General features: G+C 62.2%; 20 protein-coding genes. 10 read left to right on the top strand and 10 right to left on the bottom strand.

Annotated elements, in window-relative coordinates:
• The first annotated feature begins 1 nt into the window (after position 1).
• Together M511_RS09900 and M511_RS09895 are read left to right on the top strand one after the other, a co-directional pair.
• Complete coding sequence (locus M511_RS09900; protein WP_085502087.1) at positions 2-1,564, top strand: indolepyruvate oxidoreductase subunit beta family protein; 1,563 nt, start codon at positions 2-4, stop codon at positions 1,562-1,564.
• Between the two features lie 85 nt (positions 1,565-1,649).
• The gene (locus M511_RS09895) at positions 1,650-2,954 is read left to right on the top strand and encodes an MFS transporter (RefSeq protein WP_085502086.1); all 1,305 of its coding nucleotides are present in this window, start codon (positions 1,650-1,652) and stop codon (positions 2,952-2,954) included.
• Positions 2,955-3,587: 633 nt separating this feature from the next.
• On the opposite strand, the gene maiA is transcribed toward M511_RS09895, so the two are convergent.
• Genes maiA through hmgA form a run of 3 tightly spaced genes read right to left on the bottom strand, consistent with a single transcriptional unit; the run spans position 3,588 to position 6,849 of the window.
• Positions 3,588-4,244, bottom strand: coding sequence for a maleylacetoacetate isomerase (gene maiA / locus M511_RS09890; protein WP_085502085.1), 657 nt, complete (start codon positions 4,242-4,244; stop codon positions 3,588-3,590).
• Positions 4,241-5,446 (bottom strand): fumarylacetoacetase, encoded by a 1,206-nt coding sequence (gene fahA, locus M511_RS09885; RefSeq protein WP_085502084.1) that lies wholly within the window; start codon positions 5,444-5,446, stop codon positions 4,241-4,243. The genes maiA and fahA overlap by 4 nt, the downstream gene beginning before the upstream one ends.
• 41 nt (positions 5,447-5,487) lie before the next feature.
• On the bottom strand, positions 5,488-6,849 hold the full coding sequence (gene hmgA, locus M511_RS09880) for a homogentisate 1,2-dioxygenase (protein ID WP_085502083.1): 1,362 nt from the start codon (positions 6,847-6,849) through the stop codon (positions 5,488-5,490).
• A 146-nt stretch (positions 6,850-6,995) separates the two neighbouring features.
• Between hmgA and M511_RS09875 the strand changes: the two genes are divergently transcribed.
• Positions 6,996-7,427, top strand: a complete 432-nt coding sequence (locus M511_RS09875) for a MarR family winged helix-turn-helix transcriptional regulator (RefSeq protein ID WP_010394709.1) — start codon at positions 6,996-6,998, stop codon at positions 7,425-7,427.
• Here M511_RS09875 and M511_RS09870 read toward each other — a convergent pair.
• The 4 genes from M511_RS09870 to M511_RS09855 all read right to left on the bottom strand — a co-directional run bounded on the left by M511_RS09870 (position 7,424) and on the right by M511_RS09855 (position 9,391).
• Positions 7,424-7,780 carry a MarR family winged helix-turn-helix transcriptional regulator gene (locus tag M511_RS09870; RefSeq protein ID WP_240547592.1) on the bottom strand — a complete coding sequence of 119 codons (357 nt, stop codon included), beginning with the start codon at positions 7,778-7,780 and terminating at the stop codon, positions 7,424-7,426. The two genes, M511_RS09875 and M511_RS09870, sit on opposite strands and share 4 nt — an antisense overlap.
• A 354-nt stretch (positions 7,781-8,134) precedes the next feature.
• On the bottom strand, positions 8,135-8,548 hold the full coding sequence (locus tag M511_RS09865) for an FAD-binding protein (protein ID WP_217809596.1): 414 nt from the start codon (positions 8,546-8,548) through the stop codon (positions 8,135-8,137).
• A gap of 146 nt (positions 8,549-8,694) precedes the next feature.
• Entirely contained in the window at positions 8,695-8,979 is a 285-nt protein-coding gene (locus M511_RS09860; RefSeq protein ID WP_217809595.1) for an FAD-binding protein, read from the bottom strand.
• 256 nt (positions 8,980-9,235) lie between these two features.
• Positions 9,236-9,391, bottom strand: a complete 156-nt coding sequence (locus tag M511_RS09855) for a hypothetical protein (RefSeq protein WP_010394716.1) — start codon at positions 9,389-9,391, stop codon at positions 9,236-9,238.
• A gap of 418 nt (positions 9,392-9,809) precedes the next feature.
• On the opposite strand from M511_RS09855, the gene M511_RS09850 reads away from it, so the two are divergent.
• From M511_RS09850 to M511_RS09820, 7 genes are read left to right on the top strand one after another with little or no spacing between them, the layout of a single operon-like run.
• Positions 9,810-10,772 (top strand): AAA family ATPase, encoded by a 963-nt coding sequence (locus M511_RS09850; RefSeq protein WP_029371725.1) that lies wholly within the window; start codon positions 9,810-9,812, stop codon positions 10,770-10,772.
• Positions 10,766-11,602, top strand: a complete 837-nt coding sequence (locus M511_RS09845) for a DUF58 domain-containing protein (RefSeq protein ID WP_240547591.1) — start codon at positions 10,766-10,768, stop codon at positions 11,600-11,602. Before M511_RS09850 ends, M511_RS09845 begins: the two co-directional genes overlap by 7 nt.
• Positions 11,589-11,918, top strand: a complete 330-nt coding sequence (locus M511_RS09840) for a hypothetical protein (RefSeq protein WP_010394723.1) — start codon at positions 11,589-11,591, stop codon at positions 11,916-11,918. Before M511_RS09845 ends, M511_RS09840 begins: the two co-directional genes overlap by 14 nt.
• Positions 11,915-12,841 carry a VWA domain-containing protein gene (locus tag M511_RS09835; RefSeq protein ID WP_085502080.1) on the top strand — a complete coding sequence of 309 codons (927 nt, stop codon included), beginning with the start codon at positions 11,915-11,917 and terminating at the stop codon, positions 12,839-12,841. The genes M511_RS09840 and M511_RS09835 overlap by 4 nt, the downstream gene beginning before the upstream one ends.
• Complete coding sequence (locus M511_RS09830) at positions 12,838-13,707, top strand: vWA domain-containing protein (protein WP_085502079.1); 870 nt, start codon at positions 12,838-12,840, stop codon at positions 13,705-13,707. Before M511_RS09835 ends, M511_RS09830 begins: the two co-directional genes overlap by 4 nt.
• Complete coding sequence (locus tag M511_RS09825; RefSeq protein WP_029371728.1) at positions 13,704-14,315, top strand: tetratricopeptide repeat protein; 612 nt, start codon at positions 13,704-13,706, stop codon at positions 14,313-14,315. Before M511_RS09830 ends, M511_RS09825 begins: the two co-directional genes overlap by 4 nt.
• A complete protein-coding gene (locus M511_RS09820) occupies positions 14,309-15,451 on the top strand; it encodes a BatD family protein (RefSeq protein ID WP_085502078.1) in 1,143 nt (380 codons plus the stop codon). The genes M511_RS09825 and M511_RS09820 overlap by 7 nt, the downstream gene beginning before the upstream one ends.
• A gap of 137 nt (positions 15,452-15,588) precedes the next feature.
• Here the strand turns inward: M511_RS09820 and M511_RS09815 are convergent, their stop codons facing one another.
• From M511_RS09815 to M511_RS09805, 3 genes are read right to left on the bottom strand one after another with little or no spacing between them, the layout of a single operon-like run.
• Entirely contained in the window at positions 15,589-16,293 is a 705-nt protein-coding gene (locus M511_RS09815) for a branched-chain amino acid ABC transporter ATP-binding protein (protein WP_085502077.1), read from the bottom strand.
• The gene (locus tag M511_RS09810) at positions 16,286-18,058 is read right to left on the bottom strand and encodes a branched-chain amino acid ABC transporter ATP-binding protein/permease (protein ID WP_217809594.1); all 1,773 of its coding nucleotides are present in this window, start codon (positions 18,056-18,058) and stop codon (positions 16,286-16,288) included. Before M511_RS09810 ends, M511_RS09815 begins: the two co-directional genes overlap by 8 nt.
• Positions 18,051-18,884, bottom strand: a complete 834-nt coding sequence (locus M511_RS09805; RefSeq protein ID WP_010394738.1) for a branched-chain amino acid ABC transporter permease — start codon at positions 18,882-18,884, stop codon at positions 18,051-18,053. The genes M511_RS09810 and M511_RS09805 overlap by 8 nt, the downstream gene beginning before the upstream one ends.
• Between the last annotated feature and the right edge of the window lie 17 nt (positions 18,885-18,901).

The following is an 18,901-nucleotide window of genomic DNA, read 5'->3' as shown; positions in this document are numbered from 1 at the left end:
CATGAATATCCAAACCGGCAAGCCAGCTCCGCGCATCGCCCGCCGTTCGCCCGGTCCCGACGGAGAGGGGATCATTACCCTGGCCGCTCTGGCGGTTGGGGGTCAGGGCGGCGGCGTGCTGACCAACTGGATCGTGGAAGTAGCCGAAGAGAACGGCTGGCTTGCACAATCCACCTCGGTGGCAGGCGTGGCGCAACGCACCGGCGCGACCATCTATTATGTCGAGATGTGCCGCGATACGGACCGCCAACCGGTCTTTGCACTGTCCCCGGCGCCGGGCGATGTGGATATCCTGATGGCCTCGGAACTGGTCGAAGCCGGGCGGGCCGTGATGCGCGGCTTTGTAACGCCGGGCCGAACCACGCTGATCGCCTCGACCCACCGCATTCCGGCAGTGTCGGAAAAGATTGCACCGGGCGATGGTCGAACCGACAGCAGCGCCGTGATCAAGGCCATGGGCATTGCTGCCGATCATGTCGTCGCCTTCGACCTTGAGGCCTTGGCCAAGGAAAGCGGGACCGTGATTTCAGCCACGCTGCTGGGAGCGTTGGCAGGCTCGAACGCATTGCCTTTCCCGCGTGAAAGCTACGAAGAGGTGATCCGTCGTTCGGGCAAGACGGCCGAGGCGTCGCTACGCGGGTTCCGCCGGGCCTATGACTGCGCGACAGGCGCAGCGCCGCCGCCTCAGCCGCTGGCCGAGGACAAGGCAAAACCGGCGCTGGCGGTGCCTGCAAAGCTGAAAAAGCCCTGGCAGGCACTTGAAGCCCGTCTGCATACCTTGCCGACCGAGGTGCAAGAGATGGCCAGGCTCGGCCTGCAAAAGGTCGTCGATTATCAGGACATCGCCTATGGTGCCGAGTATCTCGACATGATCAAGCAGATCGACGCACTTGATCACGCCCCTTTTGACATGACAATCGCTGCGGCTAAATACTGCGCGCGGGCGTTATGCTATGATGACATCTTGCGGGTCGCTGATCTGAAAACCCGTTCTTCACGCTTTCGCCGCATCCGGGCCGAGATTGGCACCACAGACGCCCAGCTTTTGCGACTGACAGAGTATTTTCACCCGCGTTTCGAAGAGTTCACCACCACCCTGCCACGCCGTCTGGGCCGCTGGTTACAAAACAAACCCGGAACCGCGGCCTTTTATACCCGCCATTTCGATAAGGGCCGCCGCATCCGCTCAAGCAGCCTTGGCGGATTTCTGGCGCTTTGGGTGGTGTCCACCCTTCGCCCGTGGCGGCGCTCGCTGCTACGCCATGAGACCGAGATGGCACATGTCCGCGACTGGTTCACGACCGTTCTAAGGCTGGCCAGGACCGACCGCGCTTTGGCAGCCGAGGTGCTGGCCAATTACCGCCTGATCAAGGGTTATTCCGATACGCATATGCGCGGGCTGTCGAAATTCGCCCGCGTGATGGGCAGCCTTTCGATGCTTGAGGGGCGAGCAGACGCGGCCGACTGGATGCGCCGCCTGCGTACTGCCGCCCTGGCGGATGAAAAAGGTAAGGCGTTGGACGGCGCGCTGACGACCGTTGCCTCTTTTGCCAAACCGGGTTGAGTGGCGCGCAGGTAAGGGTCTGCGCCGCCACATATTTTAAATCTGAAATATCTAAACATTAAACAAATATGCGACAGGGAAGCTGATGAAACCTCAGGGATCACCACCCGAAATTTCGATCGCAAAAAGCCATATCGTGGTCTTTCTATGCTGGCTTGCAATCTTTGCCGAAGGATATGACGTCGGAGTTCTGGGCGCGATATTGCCTTCGCTCGCCTCTGATCCCGTCTGGCAGCTGACGCCACTGCAACTGGGCGCAATGGGCAGCTATACCGTACTGGGCATGTTGGTTGGCGGAATTCTGGCCGGTACGCTAAGCGAACTTTACGGACGCAAGCCGCTGTTCATTGCCTGTCTGGCACTGTTTGCCGGTTGCATGGTGGCCAGCGCCCGTGCGCCTGATCCGACGACTTTCGGCATCAGTCGTTTCATCGCCGGGCTTGGGCTGGGCGGGATCATCCCCTGCGCCGCCGCACTGACCACCGAGTATTCGCCCAAACGCCGGAAAAGCTTTAACTACGGGCTGATGTATTCGGGCTATTCGGCCGGCATCCTCGCAGCTGCACTGGTCAGCCGGGCAAATGTCGAGGAACACGGCTGGCGGATGATGCTGATGATCGGTGCCTTTCCACTGATACTTCTGCCCATCTTTGCTATTTTTTTGCCGGAATCGCTGGAGTGGCTGGTCTCGCAAGGCCGCAAGGCACGGGCCGCAGAAACCGCGCGGCGCTGGAACATGCCGCTGCCCGCAGCGCCGGCAACGCGCGAGGCCGCGCCCGGCGTAATTCAGGTGATCTCGCGGATATTCGCCCGGGATCGCGCATTCGAGACCGCTTGTTTCTGGACAGCGCTTTTTGCCGGATTGCTGCTGGTCTACGGGCTAGGGCAATGGTTGCCGCAGATCATGCGTAAAAGCGGGTACGACCTGGGCAATAGCTTGCTTTTCCTGGCGGTCTTCAGCCTTAGTTCGGCCATTGGCGGAATTTTCCTGGGTAAGCTTGCCGACCGCTTCGGTGTACGGCGGGTGGTGGCGCTGTCCTATGGCGCGGGGGCGCTTGGCATCCTCGCCCTGAGCTTTCAGAATTCGTTGGTGGTGAACTATATCTTCGTCGCCCTCGCGGGGTTCGGCACCGTTGCGGCCTCGCTGATTTTGACCGGATTCCTCGCACAGCGTCTGGACCCGGACATCCGTGCGGCTGGGACGGGTTGGGCGCTAAGCTTTTCGCGGATCGGAGCACTTTGCGGACCGATGCTGGGAGGCGCAATCGCTGCTTATGACATGCCACCAGCCGCGAATTTCCAGGTCTTCGCCGGTATTGCGCTTGTTGCTGCGCTCGCCACAGCAATGATCTCGACTGGAGCCGTCAGTCGTCAGCCATCCCGGGAGTGATCTGAAGATCCGCCGATCCAAATGGTTTTGATGAAGCTGAAAGGGAAGGAGCATGTCCGATCCCTCCCGCCGTTCTCCCCGCACGGTTTTTCCGATGCTGTGGAACAGCAGCGACAGGGGTTTTGGCGCGCGACGTGTCGATATCCACACCTTCAGGCCGTGTTGATAAAAGGGGCTCCGCTGTTCTGCAACCTGTGATTCAGGCGCATCTCCACGAGGGAGACGAGCTTGGCACGCAACCTGATATCCCACAATGAATGAACTTTCTGCGAGGGGGTCACTCGCGCTGTCCGGCATCCGGACAGGCATAAGCCTGCAGCTCATCATCTTGTTATTGATTCAATTTTCCGGATCACGCTGACGAGCGCGCCAGGTCCTGTTCCATGCGAGCATCGGCCTGGGCCGCCGGAAACGCCGATGCCCCGCCCGACGGTGGTTGAGGTTGCGGATCTCTTACCTGCTCTTCAAGAGAAGGTGCCAGCCGCGCCGCACAGAAGCCTGGCATTGCCGGATGAGATCCCGGCGCCGTCATCATCCGGCATGGGTATCCTACCCCCCTCATCAGGCCAATCTTCCGGGGCGACAAACGGGGCATACGGCCCGTAGCCGCACCGCAGCAGTGCCTGTGAAGCGTCAGATAGCGGAGGTGCAGACCTCCTGTTGCCGGGCCTTTTCAGGCATGGCGACCTGAAACGCCTCCAATGCCGAACATGCCGCCAAAACCGCATCAACGCGCGAGAGATGCTGAAACTCTACCCCCCAGCGGCTGGCGTTATATAGCTGCGGGATCAGCACACAATCGGCCATCCCCGGTTGATCGCCATAGCAGAAGCGCCCGGTAAAACCCGGATGGTCCAGCAAGCGCTCAATCGTTTCAAGGCCGCGGGCAATGTTATCACGGTTCCATGCGGCACGTGCCCCGGGTCCGGCCAGATCCCCGACGCGCGCCAGAACTCCAAGGTTCGAAATGGGGTGAATCTCGCAGGCCACGGCAAGCGCCAATGCCCGAACATGTGCCCGCGCCTTGGCGTCTTGGGGCAGCAAGGGCGGCTCAGGCCGGGTTTCCTCAAGATATTCAAGGATCGCCAGTGATTGCGTCAGGCGCAGCCCATCTGTTTCAAGCACCGGCACCAACCCTTGCGGGTTCCGCGCCAGATGTTCAGCGTCCCGCTGCGCACCGGAAAGCAGATCGACCGGCACCCGCTGATAGGCGATGCCCTTCAGCGCCAGCGCAATCCGCACCCTGCAGGATGCGGATGAGCGCCAGTAATCATAGAGTACGACGCTCATGGTTTCGCAGGCAGGATCTTGCCTGTGCACGGGCCAAAGCCGATGCAATAGCCGTCGCCCCGGGCATGGGCAAAGAGGTCAATCTCATCCCCGTCCTCAATGAAAGTGCGCGGCGCACCGTTGACCATGACCGGAGTCTTGCCACCCTCGGTCATCTCAAGAAGCGCCCCGGTTGCGTCCCGGGTTGGCCCCGAGATCGTACCCGAGCCAAGAAGGTCCCCCACCCGCAGCGGACAGCCCGAGCTGCTGTGATGGGCAAGCTGTTGGGCGCTGGAATAATACATGACGTTGTAATTCGTCCGCCCCATCACCTGCCCGTTCATGGTCCAGCCGACCTGCAGGTCATAAAACCCCGGCCGGGCCTCTTGCAGATAGGGCAGCAGCGGGTTCACCCGCTCGGCCCCGGGACTGCGGAACGGCTCCAGCGCCGCCTGCGTCACCACCCATGCCCCGATGGTCGTGCCAAGCGCCTTGGCCTGAAACGGACCAAGCGGCTGGTATTCCCAAGCTTGAATATCCCGCGCCGACCAGTCGTTTAGCAGGACATAGCCAAAGATCATCGCTTCTGCTTTTTCGACGCTGACCCGTTCGCCCATGGTGCTGTCCGCACCAACGATGGCGCCCAGTTCAAGCTCAAGGTCCAGCCGCCTGCACGGCGCCCAATCCGGGCCCGCCTCTCCGCGAATCTGTCCCATCGGCCGCCGGATCGGCGTTCCCGAGACCACGACCGAAGAGGCCCGGCCGTTATAGCCGATGGGCATATGCGTCCATTGCGGCGGCAAGGCATTTTCAGGACCGCGAAACAGCACCCCGACATTGAAGGCATGGTTTTTCGAGGCGTAGAAATCGGTGAACCCGGTCACACGGATCGGCAGATGCATCTGTGCCTTTTCCATGGGGACCAAGGGCAGCTGAGTGCCCGAGTTTTCGGCCAGAAGTTCGGTCAGACGCGCCCGCACCCTGTCCCATTCGGCCCGCCCCAGCGCCATGAACCCGTTAAGCTGCGGCTGCGAGAATGTTCCCCCCGCATGCAGCAGCCCCATCGCCTCGCAGGCAGCCAGATCGACGATCATATCGCCAATAGCCGCCCCGCAGCGCGGCGCAGTGCCGGTGGTTGAAAATACGCCATAAGGCAGGTTGTTCAGGGGAAAGGGGCAATCCGCCCCATTGGCGCTTTCCACCCAGGACCGCAGCAAAGCCAAATCCGGCCTCCTTCTATGATTTTCCGATTGCCGCGACGGCGTCACTTGATGCCGGGCGTGCCGTCGAATTTCTTTTCAAGCTGTTGCCAGACCTCGATATATTCCTGTTGCAGCGGCGCTTCGTTCGCGGCGAATGCGGTCAGATGCTGCGGAAAGCGGGTCTCGAACATAAAGGACATGGTGTTGTCCAGCTTTTCGGGTTTCAGTTCGGCATTGCTGGCCCCCTCGAACGCATCGCGGTCGGGGCCATGGGGCAACATGCAGTTATGCAGGCTGATCCCGCCCGGGGCAAAGCCCTGAGGCTTGGCGTCATAGATGCCGTAGATATTGCCCATCAGCTCGGACATGATGTTGCGGTGGTACCACGGCGGGCGGAAGCTGTGTTCGGCCACCATCCAACGTTCGCGGAACAACACGAAGTCGATGTTGGCCACCCCCTCTTGCCCCGAAGGCGCGGTCAGCACGGTGAAAATCGACGGGTCAGGATGGTCGAACAGGATAGCACCGACCGGGGAATAGCTGCGCAGGTCGTATTTGTAAGGGCAGTAATTGCCGTGCCAGGCGACAACGTCCAGCGGGCTGTGGTCAATCCAGGTTTCATGGAAGCGGCCACACCATTTGACCACCAGTCGCGAACGGGTTTCCCTATCCTCGAAAGCCGCGACAGGGCATTTAAAGTCGCGCGGATTGGCAAGGCAGTTCGCACCGATTGGCCCGCGGTTCGGCAGGGTAAAGGTCTGGCCGTAGTTTTCGCAGACAAACCCGCGGCATGGCCCCTCCAGCACCTCGACCCGGAAGATCAGACCGCGCGGGATGATGGCGATCTCTTTCGGCTCGACGTCGATCACGCCCAGTTCGGTGCAAAAGCGCAGCCGTCCTTCTTGCGGCACGACCAGCAACTCACCGTCGGCGGAAAAGAAATATTCGTCCTGCATCGAGCGCGTGACCAGATAGACATGGCTTGCCATGCCGACCTGCAGGTTGACATCCCCCGCCGTCGTCATGGTCCGCATGCCGGTCAGCCAGGTCAGATCCTGATCCGAACCCGGCAGCGGAATCGGGTCCCAGCGATACTGGCCGAGGCTGGCAATATCGGGCAGCACGTTCGGCGCGGTCTGCCAATAGGGCAGCTCGATCGGGTCGAAACGCCCGGTATGGCGAACCGAGGGGCGGATACGATAGCACCAGGTCCGCTCGGGATGCGGGCGGGTAAAGGCCGTGCCGGAAAGCTGTTCGGCATAAAGTCCATAGGCGCATTTCTGCGGGCTGTTCTGACCCTGCGGCAATGCGCCCGGCAACGCCTCGGTTTCGAAATCATTGCCAAAGCCCGGCATGTAACCGTCATGGGTGCCAGTGATGACCGTAGCGCGGGTCATACCCTGAGGCAGTGGATGCCGGGTCATATTCTCCTCCCTGTCAGATCATTGCTATTGCAACAAATATGCCGTTGCATCAGCAATGATGTCAACTGATATCTGCGCCGTTATTGTTCCTTGTTGCGAACGCAACGGCTTTCTGCTGTCCTGCCCATCAAGGAGAAGCAGCACATATGGCATTCAATCTTGATCAATTCCTGCCCTATCGCCTTAGCGTTGCCGCTGCTCAGATCAGCCGCCGCTTTGCCGCCCGCTATGCAGCCGAGGCGGGACTGACTGTCCCCGAATGGCGGGTGCTGGCGCATCTGTACCACTCGGGCGCGGTCAGTGTGCGTGACATCAACGTCCGGGTGAACCTCGACAAGTCGATGGTCAGCCGTGCCGCCTCCCGCCTGCAAGAGGCGGGCTGGGTGCGCAAATCGGAAAACGACACCGACCGCAGGCTGGTGGTGCTGGAACTGACCGCCGAAGGTCGGGCCCTGATGACCCGCCTGACCCGCGTCGCCGAGGATTTTCAAGCCGAGCTGCTGAAAGAGCTGGGTTCAGATGCCGAGGGAATAGACCGGGCTTTGACCAAAATCATCGCGAAAGGTGGCGCTGACTAGCCCGTCTGCTGCATCTGGCCCAGGCGCGAAGATGGGCTGGCCGCCCCGGATCCGGCCCGATCCACCTCAGCGATGCCCTGCGCCAGCGCGCCCCGATCCGCAGCAGACATCGCGTTGAGTATCTGGTTTGCCCGCGTCTCGACAGCACCAAAGGCGCGGCTGAACAGATCGCGCCCCGCATCAGTGATGGCATAATTGCGCAAGCGGCGCTCCGGGCCGAGAACCGAGTGCGTGATCAGACCCTTTTCCTCTGGCCGCGATGCCGCACGGCTGACCTGCACCTTGTCAGGCAAAGTACGCTGAGACAGTCGCCGCGAATCCAGCGAACCGGCATCTTTCAGCAGAAACAGCAATCGCCATTCCTCGCGCGGGAAAACGTGCTTGTGTCCATAAACGGCAACAAGCTGGCGCGAAAAGCCCCGGCCACCACAGCTGGCTGATAAGGGAAAAAGGTCCCGATACGCATGACACACCCGCAAAATATTTTCGTCGAAAGTTCGTCCGTCGCATACGGACTGATCTTTTCATGCCCCGGCGAACCGCCGGGCTCCCGCCGCTGGTCAACTTGTCGCAAGCGCGGACAAATCCGGGCAAGGCCACCGCTTATGAAACCAGCCGATTGCGACGGCTCGGTGACAGGCCTGCAACATCACTCACAACCCCCGGCATGAGACCTGCGAGTGATGACAGTTTAGGCCTGCCGCCCTTTACACAGCCGCTGATTGCCCGACGACATATCCAAAGGTCAGCGCCGGACCCAAGGTGCTGCCCGGGCCGGGATAAGCATCGGACATGATCGAGTTGATACCGTTCCCGCAAGCATAAAGGCCGGGTATGACTTTGCCTTGCCTGTCCCTGACCTCACCCTTTGCCGTGATGTCGGGCTCCATCGAGGTGCCGATGTCGCCGGGGTAGATCTCGACGGCATAGAACGGCCCCTCAAGCGGGCGCAGACAGGGGTTTGGCCGATGTTCGGCATCGCCCAGATAGCGCTGATAGCTGGTCGATCCCTTGCCGAGTTCGGGACCTTCGCCACGGGCTGCAGCCTCATTGAATCGGGTCAGAGTTTCGATCAGCGCCGGGGCAGCGATACCACATTGCCGGGCCAGCCCCTCGGGCATCTGGCGGTATGGGGGCCAAAATGCGCCGGAAACGCATGCGCCGCGCCCAGCCCATAACGCCGGATCGCCCGATGATCGGCAATCAACCGGACGGATTTCTGCCCCTCGGCTAAAAGCTTGGCTATCAGGCGCTGTACGAAATCATGCTAGCTTGACGCCTCATTGACAAAGCGTCGACCATCATGGCCGACAGCGATCACGCCGGTCTTGGCGCGATCCAGAAACAGATGCGGGAACGGCCGCATTGATCCATCAGCATTGCGCAGCAGCAAAACCGAGGGCCAGAAACCGCCGTTAGGGTTCGTATCCACAAAATTCGCACCGAAGGCCGCGGCCGCGGCGATCCCACCGCCCGTGCCAGAAACCGGCGACATCGAGTAATGCAGCAGGCCGCGTCTGACATGGTCAAAGCTTTGCGCCCGGCGCGCCACATCATGCGGATAGCCGTCCTCAGCCAGACGATGCGCAATCGCCCGCCCTATGCCTGAGCCTGCGCCGGCTCCGATTGCGGTCGGAAGTGTTTGAGAAGTCGTGATTTGCCAGTTGGTATGCAGTGGATAGGCTAAGGCAAAAGGGCTGGATCAGTTCACGCCAAAGATGGTGTCATCAACCTTGGCATAGATCTTTATGCACGAGGCGCGCGATGGCCTCGGTATCGTTGCGATCAACCCCTTCCAGCAGTTCGGATCATTTGCGGGCCAGTGCCGGATATTCGTCGATGACCGGGGTCGGATCGTCGATGCCGCGCTGTTTCATCGTACGTTTGGCCAGTCCCGCCAACATCCCGTCCTGGAACTCTTTCAGCCTGGCCTCAATTGCGGGCGACGCGTCCGAGACGATCACCCCGCGACCCCCGCCCCCTTCGGCGCCGAAGCCACGCCTTGCAGGTAAGCCACCTGAGACCGGGCAAGCGCAAGCCCCGTCCGATCCAGAATGGCGCGCCAGTCCTGCGGTGAAAGGCTGGCCCAGAAATCACGATCAAGCACAGGACACGCCGGGATCAACGCCCTATGGCGCAAAATCTGTGCAGAATTGCGCGGAAGTTCTCGCGCCTGAATACTGGCGGACAGCAAGAATTCTGGGCCTTGAAAGCCCCGCGTTCAGGACCGACCCGCCGCCGATCTGCCAAACCCTCTGCCATTCCGGCCGCTTGCAGGTCACCTGCGAAATGGCCTTTGGGTTAGTCCCTTAGTGCTACTTCGCGGGGAGGAGGCTCGTCCGGCATAGCCGTTTATGTGAAGCTCGTGGCGGGGGAGAGATGATGAACCAACTGGACAGGCCTGCCGGAAATCCCGTTGCCACGCTGGTGAGCGAGGTTTCAGCAGGGCTGATCGGCCATCACCAGATGGTCGAACGGCTGGTGATCGCCTTGCTTGCCGGGGGGCATGTGCTGCTGGAGGGGCCGCCCGGCATTGCCAAAACCCGTGCGGTCAAGCAGCTTGCCTCGCATTTGCCCGGCAAACACGCACGCATTCAGTGTACGCCTGACCTGCTGCCTTCGGACTTGACCGGCACGCAGGTTTTCCGCGCCGATACGGGCGGCTTTGATTTCGTGCCCGGCCCGCTGTTTCATTCGCTGGTGCTGGTCGATGAGATCAATCGCGCGCCGCCAAAAGTACAGTCAGCCTTGCTAGAGGCGATGGCTGAACATCAGGTGACCACTGGCGGCACGACAAGGCCCTTACCTGATCCATTCATGGTGGTGGCAACGCAAAACCCCATCGAGCATGAAGGCACATTTCCGCTGCCCGAGGCGCAGATGGACCGTTTTCTGCTGCACCTGTTTCTGGACATGCCGGGGGCTGAGGCCGAGCGGGCAATCCTTGATCTGGTCGAGGCCGAGACACTGACGCCCGTGTCAGCCATTCAGCCGGTGATTGCCGATGCTGACATCCATGCCGCGCGGCAGGCAGTTGCCGGGATCCATCTGGCCCCGGCACTCAAGGACTTTATCGTCCGGCTGGTGATGGCAACCCGCGCCGGGGGTGAGGTTGCAGACCGGATCGAACATCCCGTCTCGCCCCGTGGCACGCTTGCCCTGGCTGCCGCCGGGCGTGCCCGTGCCTGGCTGCATGGGCGCGATCATGTGCTGCCTGAAGACGTCGAGGATCTGGCCGAGGATGCCCTGGCCCATCGCCTGATCCCGAACTGGCAGGCCGCCAGCGAAGGGTGGAATGGCCGCAGCTTGATTGCCGAGATCCTGCGCAAGGTGCGGCCATGGTAGCAGCTGCATTGGACCATCCGGGACTGCGTCTTACCGCTGCAGAACTGATTGCGCTGCGTCCTGCGTTCAGGCCCGCCCGACACCGTCCTGCGGGTGCGCGCCCCGGAGCAATTCCGGCGCGGGTCGCAGGTCAGGGCATGGACCTGCGCGAGATCAGGGCCTTTGCCGAGGGGGACGACCAGCGCCGCATAGATCCCGGCGCAACCGCCCGGACGGGTCAGCTTCATGTCCGCAGCTTTCATGAGGATCGCGATGACACGAGGCTGCTGATCGTCGATTTTCGTCATCAGATGCTATGGGGCACGGGGTCGGCGCTACGCTCGGTCCGGGCGGCGCGGTGGCTGGCCCGGATCGGCTGGCAGGCGGTGGCACAAGGGGCGTCGGTCGCGCTGATGGCGGTCAAGGAGGGGGCACTGGCGTTGCTGTCCGCAGGGACGGGTACGCCCCAAATGCTTGCGCTGTCTCAGACCATGGCGCAGGCCCATGATGCGGCGCTGGCCCTTGGATCGGGTCAGTCCAGCCTTGCGACGGCGCTGGTTCAGGCACGGCGCATGGTCCCGCCGGGCGGGCAGGTGCATCTGGCGACCGGCCCCGACGGGTTGGCCGGGGCTGACGCAGCCTTGTCGCAACTGGCGCGGGGGCGGGTGATACGCGTGCACGTGATCCTTGATCCTGCCGAGACCACTCCGCCCCGAACGGCGCTGTCGGTGCGCCACGGACATGCCGCACGCCATGGACGGCTGTCCCCGCTGGACTGCGGGGCCTTGCTTGCCCATCTGCACAGCCTTGGCGCCGAAGCCCGGGCGGTTTCACCCGATGACACGGGCTGAACTGATCGCTGCACTGTCGCCAAGCCGCCTGCCGCCCTCGACATTGGTGCCGGGCTGGCGCGAGGCGGTGGCGCTGTTCGGTCTGGGGCTTCTGGCCGGGGCTTTGCTGATCTGGTTGCTTTCACCGATCCTGACGCATCGCCGCTCAGTCCGCACCCGCATTCGCGCGACGCGCGGGCTAGAGCCCGAAGAGCGGCTGCTTGTCATCGCCCGCATTCTTGGCCGCCTGCCACGGGCACTGCGCCCCGCGGCTTATGGTGCGGCACCCATGCCCCCAGCGGATGAGATCGAGCGACTGGCAAGGAGCCGCGAATGAGCTTTGCCTGGCCGCTGGCCTTTCTGCTTTTGCCCGTACCGCTGTTGATCCGTTTGCTGCCGCCAGCGTCCGTGCAGACCGGGTTGCGGGTGCCCGAGCATATTTTCGCAGGCGTCACCGCTGAAAGACGGGCGGGACGCAGCTGGTTGCCAGCCGGGCTGGCCTGGGTGTTGCTGGTGATTGCGATTGCAGGGCCTCAGGTCAGCCGAACCAGCGATATGCTGCCTGCTACGGGACGCGATATCGTGCTGGCCATTGATCTGTCGGGCAGTATGCGGAAAGAGGATTTCCACCTCGACGGTCAGCCGATTTCCCGGCTGGATGCGGTTAAACGCACTGCCTCGCGTTTTGTCGCAGCGCGGCGGGGGGACCGGATCGGGCTGGCGATCTTTGGCGACCGTGCCTATTTCGCCCAGCCGCTGACCTTTGACGTCGACGCTGTCGCACGTGCCGTCGATGAGGCCCAGATCGGGATCTCGGGGCGCGGAACGGCAATATCGGACGGGCTGGGCCTGGCGATCAAGCGGCTTGCCGCCAGCGAGGCGCCGACACGGGTGATCGTTCTGCTGTCGGACGGTGTCGATACCACGGGCAAGGTGCGCGCGGCCGATGCGGCCCGGTTGGCGGCAAGCCACGGTATCCGCATTCATACCATCGCGCTTGGTCCCGAAGATCTGGAAAACCAGCCTAACTCCCGCGACGCGGTAGATACGAAAGCCTTGCGCGAAGTGGCCAGTCTTGGCGGCGGCACCGCCTTTCGTGTGCGTGACATGAACGATCTTGAGGCGATGGCCGCCAGTCTGGATCAGCTTGAGCCGAACCCGGCCGAGCGTCCGCCAATGCGTTACTGGCATTCGCTGTGGTTCTGGCCGGGCGCGGTGGCGCTGATCCTGATGATGCTGATCTGCTGGAGGCGCGAATGATCCTGCTGCGCCCCCTGTGGCTTCTGGCCCTTGCTGCGCTGGTCCTGCTTGCGCTGGCGATCTGGCGGCGCGGACCAGATGCGGGCGGCTGGCAAGCTGTATTGCCACCCCATATGCGACGGGGCATGGCGGCACTGGGTCAGCTTGGCGCGGGTGCGGACCGCGCGCGATACCTGCCTTTGGCCGGTGCTGCCGCGCTGGTGCTGGGGCTTGCCGGGCCTGCAGTGCAGCGGGCCAAGGCGCCGGTCTTTGCCCAAAGCGATGCGGTCGTGATTGCACTGGACATGTCTTCTTCGGTCGCGGATGGGCCGGGGCTTAAGGACGCGCAGGCGGCCACAGCAGGGTTGCTGGCGCAGCTTGCGGGCCGTCCGGTCGGGCTGATCCTTTATGCGGGCGAGGCCTACCTGATCGCCGCCCCGACCCAAGACCCCGCGACGCTTGAAACCCAGATCGCGGTGCTGGACGCGGAAACCATGCCCGACGAAGGTTCGCGGCCCGCTGCCGCTCTGGCCATGGCAGGGCAATTGCTGCGCGGGTTGCGGCGGGCGGATCTGGTGCTGATTTCGGATGGCGGCGGCATTGATCAGGCAGCGCAGGCCGAGGCCGCGCGGCTGCAATCCGGCGGGGTGCGGATTTCGGCGCTGACAGTCGCGGGCAATCCGCCCTCGGATCCCGAGGCGCTGCGGACGATCGCCAACGGCCCTGTCGCCCGCTTTGACGACCCCTATCGGGTGGCTCGCTCGCTGGCCTCTTCGGGGTTGGATCGTGACCCGGCGCTTCGCTCGCAGCAGTATTACGATCTGGGACCGTGGCTTGCGCTGTTGGCGCTGCTGTCTTTGCTGCTTCGTTTCCGGAGGCTGGCATGAGAATACCTGTCCTGTTGACCGCCGGCATCATCTGCCTTGCCCTGGCCGGACCCCAGGCGCTGGGTCGGCTGGCCCTGCTGGGCGGAATGCCGGGGCTTGCCGTGCCATTGCTGTCAGATCCCGTCGAAAAGGGCGTCGCGCTGTATCGCGCGGGACAATATGACCGTGCGGATAAGGCGTTTGCCGCTTCGGGGCGCAGCCAGACCTATAATCGCGGGCTTAGCCTTGCTGCCATTGGGAACTATCCGCTGTCTGTGGCCTATTTCGATGCGGTTCTGTTCTCTAACCCCGCTGACGCCGAGGCGCGCCACAACCGCGACCTGGTCAGCGCGATGTATCCGCCAGCCCGCGGTGAAAGCGTGGTCCCGGGGCGCATCCGTGGCTATGGGGGCCTTGGACCTGGGGAAGAGATGCAGCAGTCCTCGGGGGATATTCAGGACCCCGAAACACGGCGCAAGGTTGATGCGGGCGGGATCGTTGCAAGTGACGACTGGCTGGCCACCATCAGGGATGATCCGGGAGAGTTCCTTAAGCTGCGTCTGAAATCGGAATATGATCGCCGCCTTGGCCAAGGCCTTATCCGGCCGCGGGAGGCTGAGCCATGGTGATCCGCGCGCTGCTGTTGTTGCTTTTGACGACGCTGCCAGCAATGTCGGACAGTCTGCGCCTGCTCATACCCGAGATGCGTCCTGTGGTCGGCGAGATGATCCCCGTGACCATCCGCGGCGAATACACCGGCTCTGTCACGCTGGAAAAGATGGTTTTCCCGGACTCCCCCGCCTATGACTGGGTGCAAACCGCCCGTGACCGGTGGGTGGATGAACGGGTGGACGGCACCCTTTATCGCGTCTTTGAGCGGAGGGTCGCCGTCTTTCCACGTCATGCCGGCACTTTGACCATTGGACCGGTTACGCATCATCTGACCAAGGCCGAAGGTACGTCCCGGATCGCAGTCAATGTTGAGGCGCAGCCTGTGACGCGCGCTGTGACACCCTATCCCGGCTCGGGCCGGGCGTTGGCGGCCCGCAATGTGACGGTCAGGGATGAGTTTTCGGCCAATCCCTCGCAGCTTGGCCCGTCCGAATCCTTTACCCGGCGGATCACGCTGATTGCTGAGGGCAGCATGGCCCATCTGTTGCCTGCACGCCCGACAATCCGCGAACCATGGCTGATCAGCTTTGCCGCCCCCGAGCTGCGAGAGACGCGGCTGACGGCGCAAGGTCCGGTCGCGGTCGCCGTGTGGGAGTGGACGCTGCGCCCGCATACCGGCGAAACCGGTTCGCTGACCCCGCTGCGCTTTCCCTGGTTCAACACCCAGATCCGCGAAATGCGCGGTGCTGTTACCCTGCCGGTCGAGATCGGGATCGCGGGCTTTGGCAACAATATTGGCGGGCAGGCGTTCTCATCACGGACAATGGCCGTTCAGATGGGTGCCTTTGCCTTGGCGGGGCTGGTTGTTGGGATGGTCGCAGCACTGGTCGGGCGCGCGCCCGCACCCGGACGTCTGGTGGCTCAGATACGCCGCCTGCTGCCCAACCCCAAGGGGCGCGCCCTGCGAAAGGCCGCGCGGACTGGCGATCTGATGGCTTTGCGCGCCGCAGCCGAAGCATTCGTCATGGCCGAGGTCCGGTTGGGCCGGACGGTCAACCCCAGGCCGCTGCGCGATCTGGACGAAGAACTGTTCTCCGGCAGGCAAGCCGGTACATTCGACCGGCGCGATTTCCTGAGGAGGATCGGCGCGTAGGTTGGCGACAGTTTGGTAATCCTCTCGGTTGGGTCCAAACCACGGTCAGCGCCTGCGGCCGATCTTTCAGGGTTTCTGACCACCGGGTCGCAAAACGTCCGGTGGCCGATACACAAACGATCAGGCGGATCAGGCCCTCAGATACTCAGATGCTTTAGCACCGTTTCTCTCGACTCGGCGTTGCAGGCACCTTCGTCGACGATTTGACCCAACTTCATGACCGCCCAGCGATCCGCCACGCTGAGTGCGAAATCAAGATTCTGCTCGACCACCAGAATACTGATCCCGCGTCGTTCGCGCTCGGTCTTCAGGGCTGTTGCAATGCGCTGAACCACGCTGGGCTGTATCCCCTCAGAGATTTCGTCGATCAGTAAAAGATCGGGTTCGTTCATCAGGGCGCGCGCCAGGATGAGCATCTTTTGCTCACCCCCAGACAAGGTGCCTGCCAACTGTTCCAACCGTTCAAGCAGAAAGGGAAAGCTGCGCCCAACATTCTGCAAGGCCTTGGCCAGATCGCGATCATGACGCAAAGCAAGTCGCAGATTGTCACGGATCGAGAGGTCCTGAAACAAGGGCAGCTCTTGCGGCGCATATCCCACCCCATGCGCCAAAAGCCAGGCGGGCGGCTTGCCGTCGACCGGGCTGCCATCAAGCATGATGCGGCCCGCGCGCGTCTGGATCAGGCCCATCACGGTCTTTAGCAGCGTGGTTTTGCCCATGCCATTGCGCCCCATCAGGGCAAGAATCTCGCCCCGGCGCAAAGTCAGCGCAACCCCTTGCAGGATATCGGTCTCGCCATAGCCAGATGTCAGGGCCTCGATCGTCAGCCTGTTGTCAGTCATGGGCCATCCCCGAATAGATCGAGCGTACAAGCTCTGAGTTCACGACCTCTTCGACAGAGCCATCCATCACCAGTCGGCCCTGGTGAAGCACGACGAGCCGCTGCGAGATTTCTTTTACGAAATCAATATCATGCTCGATAAGGATCGCGGCGTAGCCCAGGTTTTGCGTCAGTCGCTTCAACACCTCGCCGATCAACGTCCGCTCGGCCTTGGTCAGACCTGCGGTAGGCTCGTCCAACAGGATCAGCCGGGGCTGCATGGCGACGACCATCGCCAGCTCCAGGCTTTGCCGCATCCCGTGAGAAAGTCCGCTGACCGGTTCGCCCAGTTTCTTGTTCAGGCCCGTCAGCGCAAGGATCTCCAGCGCGGCTGACGGCAGTTCGATCGTCGAGGCGCGATGCCACAGGCTGGGCCGTTCATGGGTCGTGCGTGCAAGGCGCAGACATTCAGCGACGGTCATGCTTTCAAAGACACTTGCGACCTGAAATTTGCGACCGATGCCCAGTGCGACGATATCTTCGGGCGGGCGGCCGGCAATGTCCTTATCGACCACGGTGATATTGCCCTCGATAGATTCTGTCCCGTCCGAAAGGCAGCGCAGCAGAGTGGTCTTGCCGGCACCGTTTGGTCCGACCACCGAGATCAGCTCACCGGGTCTGACCTTCAAATCAATGCCATCAAGCACGACAAAATTGCCATAAGCCTTGCGCAGCCCCGAAACCGTAAGCAGCGCATCGCGGCCGCTTTCCTGCCTTTGATCCGGCAGGGCGACCAGTGCCGGTGCTGCCCCGCTGTGCTTGCGCCGGGGAAGAAGCCCCACAAGACCGCGCGGGACAAACAGGATCATCGCCACGAAAAGGACGCCGATGATCAGTTGCCAGACATAGGGCATGCTGCCCGACAGTTGGGCGCCCAGATAATCGATGCCGATTGCGCCAAGGGCTGGCCCAAAGATCGAGGCCCTGCCGCCCAGTGCGGTCCAGACGATCATTTGTGTACCAAAACCAAAGCCCGCAATCTCGGGTGCGACGATGCGCCCGGCATTGGCGTAAAGAAAACCGCACAGCCCGGCGATTCCACCCAGCACGGTCATCAGCAGGATCTGCACCTTTTGGGTGCGGATACCCAGGTAAGCCGCGCGCAGGGGATTGTCCCGAATGGCGACGAGAACCCGCCCCGCATCCGAACGAACGATGATCCAGGACAGAGCAGCAAACAGGATCAGTGCCACCCCAGCAAGGCGGAAGTAATTGGCCGCGCCAAGCTTCATCACCGGATACCCGACCAGCCCACTGGAAGAGCCGGTAAAACTGCCTCCGGCAAAGATGGCCTGCGTCAGCACGATCGGCACCACCAGCGAAATGACGGATGCGTAAAGCGGCGTCGACTTGTGGTAAAAGGACAGCCAGCCAACCAGTGCGGCCAGCACCATTGGCAGGATTACCGACAGGGCCAGGGCGAGCGCAAAGTTCTGCATGCCTCCGCCGATATGGGTCAGGATCAGGGCGGTTGCGTAAGCCCCGGCACCGAAAAAGGCGGACTGTCCGAATGTCAGGATGCCGGTATAGCCCCACAGCAGATCCACCGTGATCGCCATCATCGCGTAGATCATCGAGCGGGTCAGGACATTCTGCGTAAAGCGGTCCAGAAACAGCGGTCCCAGCAGCACCAGCGCCAAAGCCAGAGCGCCCAGCAGGAACAGCCCCGTCCCATGACGGGTAAACATACGGTCGGAAACGGCAAGGGAATGTGCGCGATCAGCCACGGGCAAAACCTTTCGGATGAAGTCGCAGTACGACGGCGCAAAGCACAGCTACGGTCACGCTGCCAAGGATGGGGCTGATCCATGTCGACACCAGCACCTGCGCTGCGCCAAAGCACAGACAGGCCAGTGCAAGTGCTGCGACCGAGGTGCCAGATACCATGACCAGCATGAACGCTCCGATCAGCCAGGAAATGCCCATGGTGGGATCAACACTGGAAAGGGGCGTCAGCAGGACCCCGGCCAGGGCTGCGATGGCCGAACCCAGCATAAAGGTGACCAGTCGCACTTGCGAAGTATTGATGCCCAATGCGCGTGCCAGCGTCTCATTCATGATGACTGCTTGCGCATTCAGGCCAAGGCGCGTGCGCTCAAGAACAAGGACGAAGGCCAGGCCCATGATGACCGCAGCGACCAGCAAAAACAGCCGGTAGCTGGAATATGGCATACCCAGCACGTCAACAGTTCCGGTGATAAGCGCGGGCGGCATCTGCATGTCCCGGCCAAACGTCAGGGTGATGATCTGGACGATCACCACGCCCAACCCCCATGTCGCAAGAATGGCGTCCAGGGAACGGCGATAAAGCGGGCGCACAATGGCGATCTCTGTGGCCGCGCCCAGCAGCCCGCCAACGAAAACGGCCAGCGGCAGCGACAGCCAGGGGCTGAACCCCATCCTGGTCGCGACCACGGTTGTGTAGGCGCCGATGGTCAGCCATGCGGCATGGGCGAAATTGATGATCTTGAGTACGCCGAATATGACGAACAGACCGGCAGAGACGATGAACAGCAGCGCTGCGGTCGTTGTTATGTCAAGTAATAGGGCCATGCGGTTCCCTCGTTGAA

Origin of the sequence: Paracoccus sp. J56 (genome assembly GCF_019633685.1) — a bacterium.
GTDB lineage: Bacteria > Pseudomonadota > Alphaproteobacteria > Rhodobacterales > Rhodobacteraceae > Paracoccus > Paracoccus kondratievae.
This window is presented reverse-complemented; position numbering and strand designations above follow the sequence as displayed.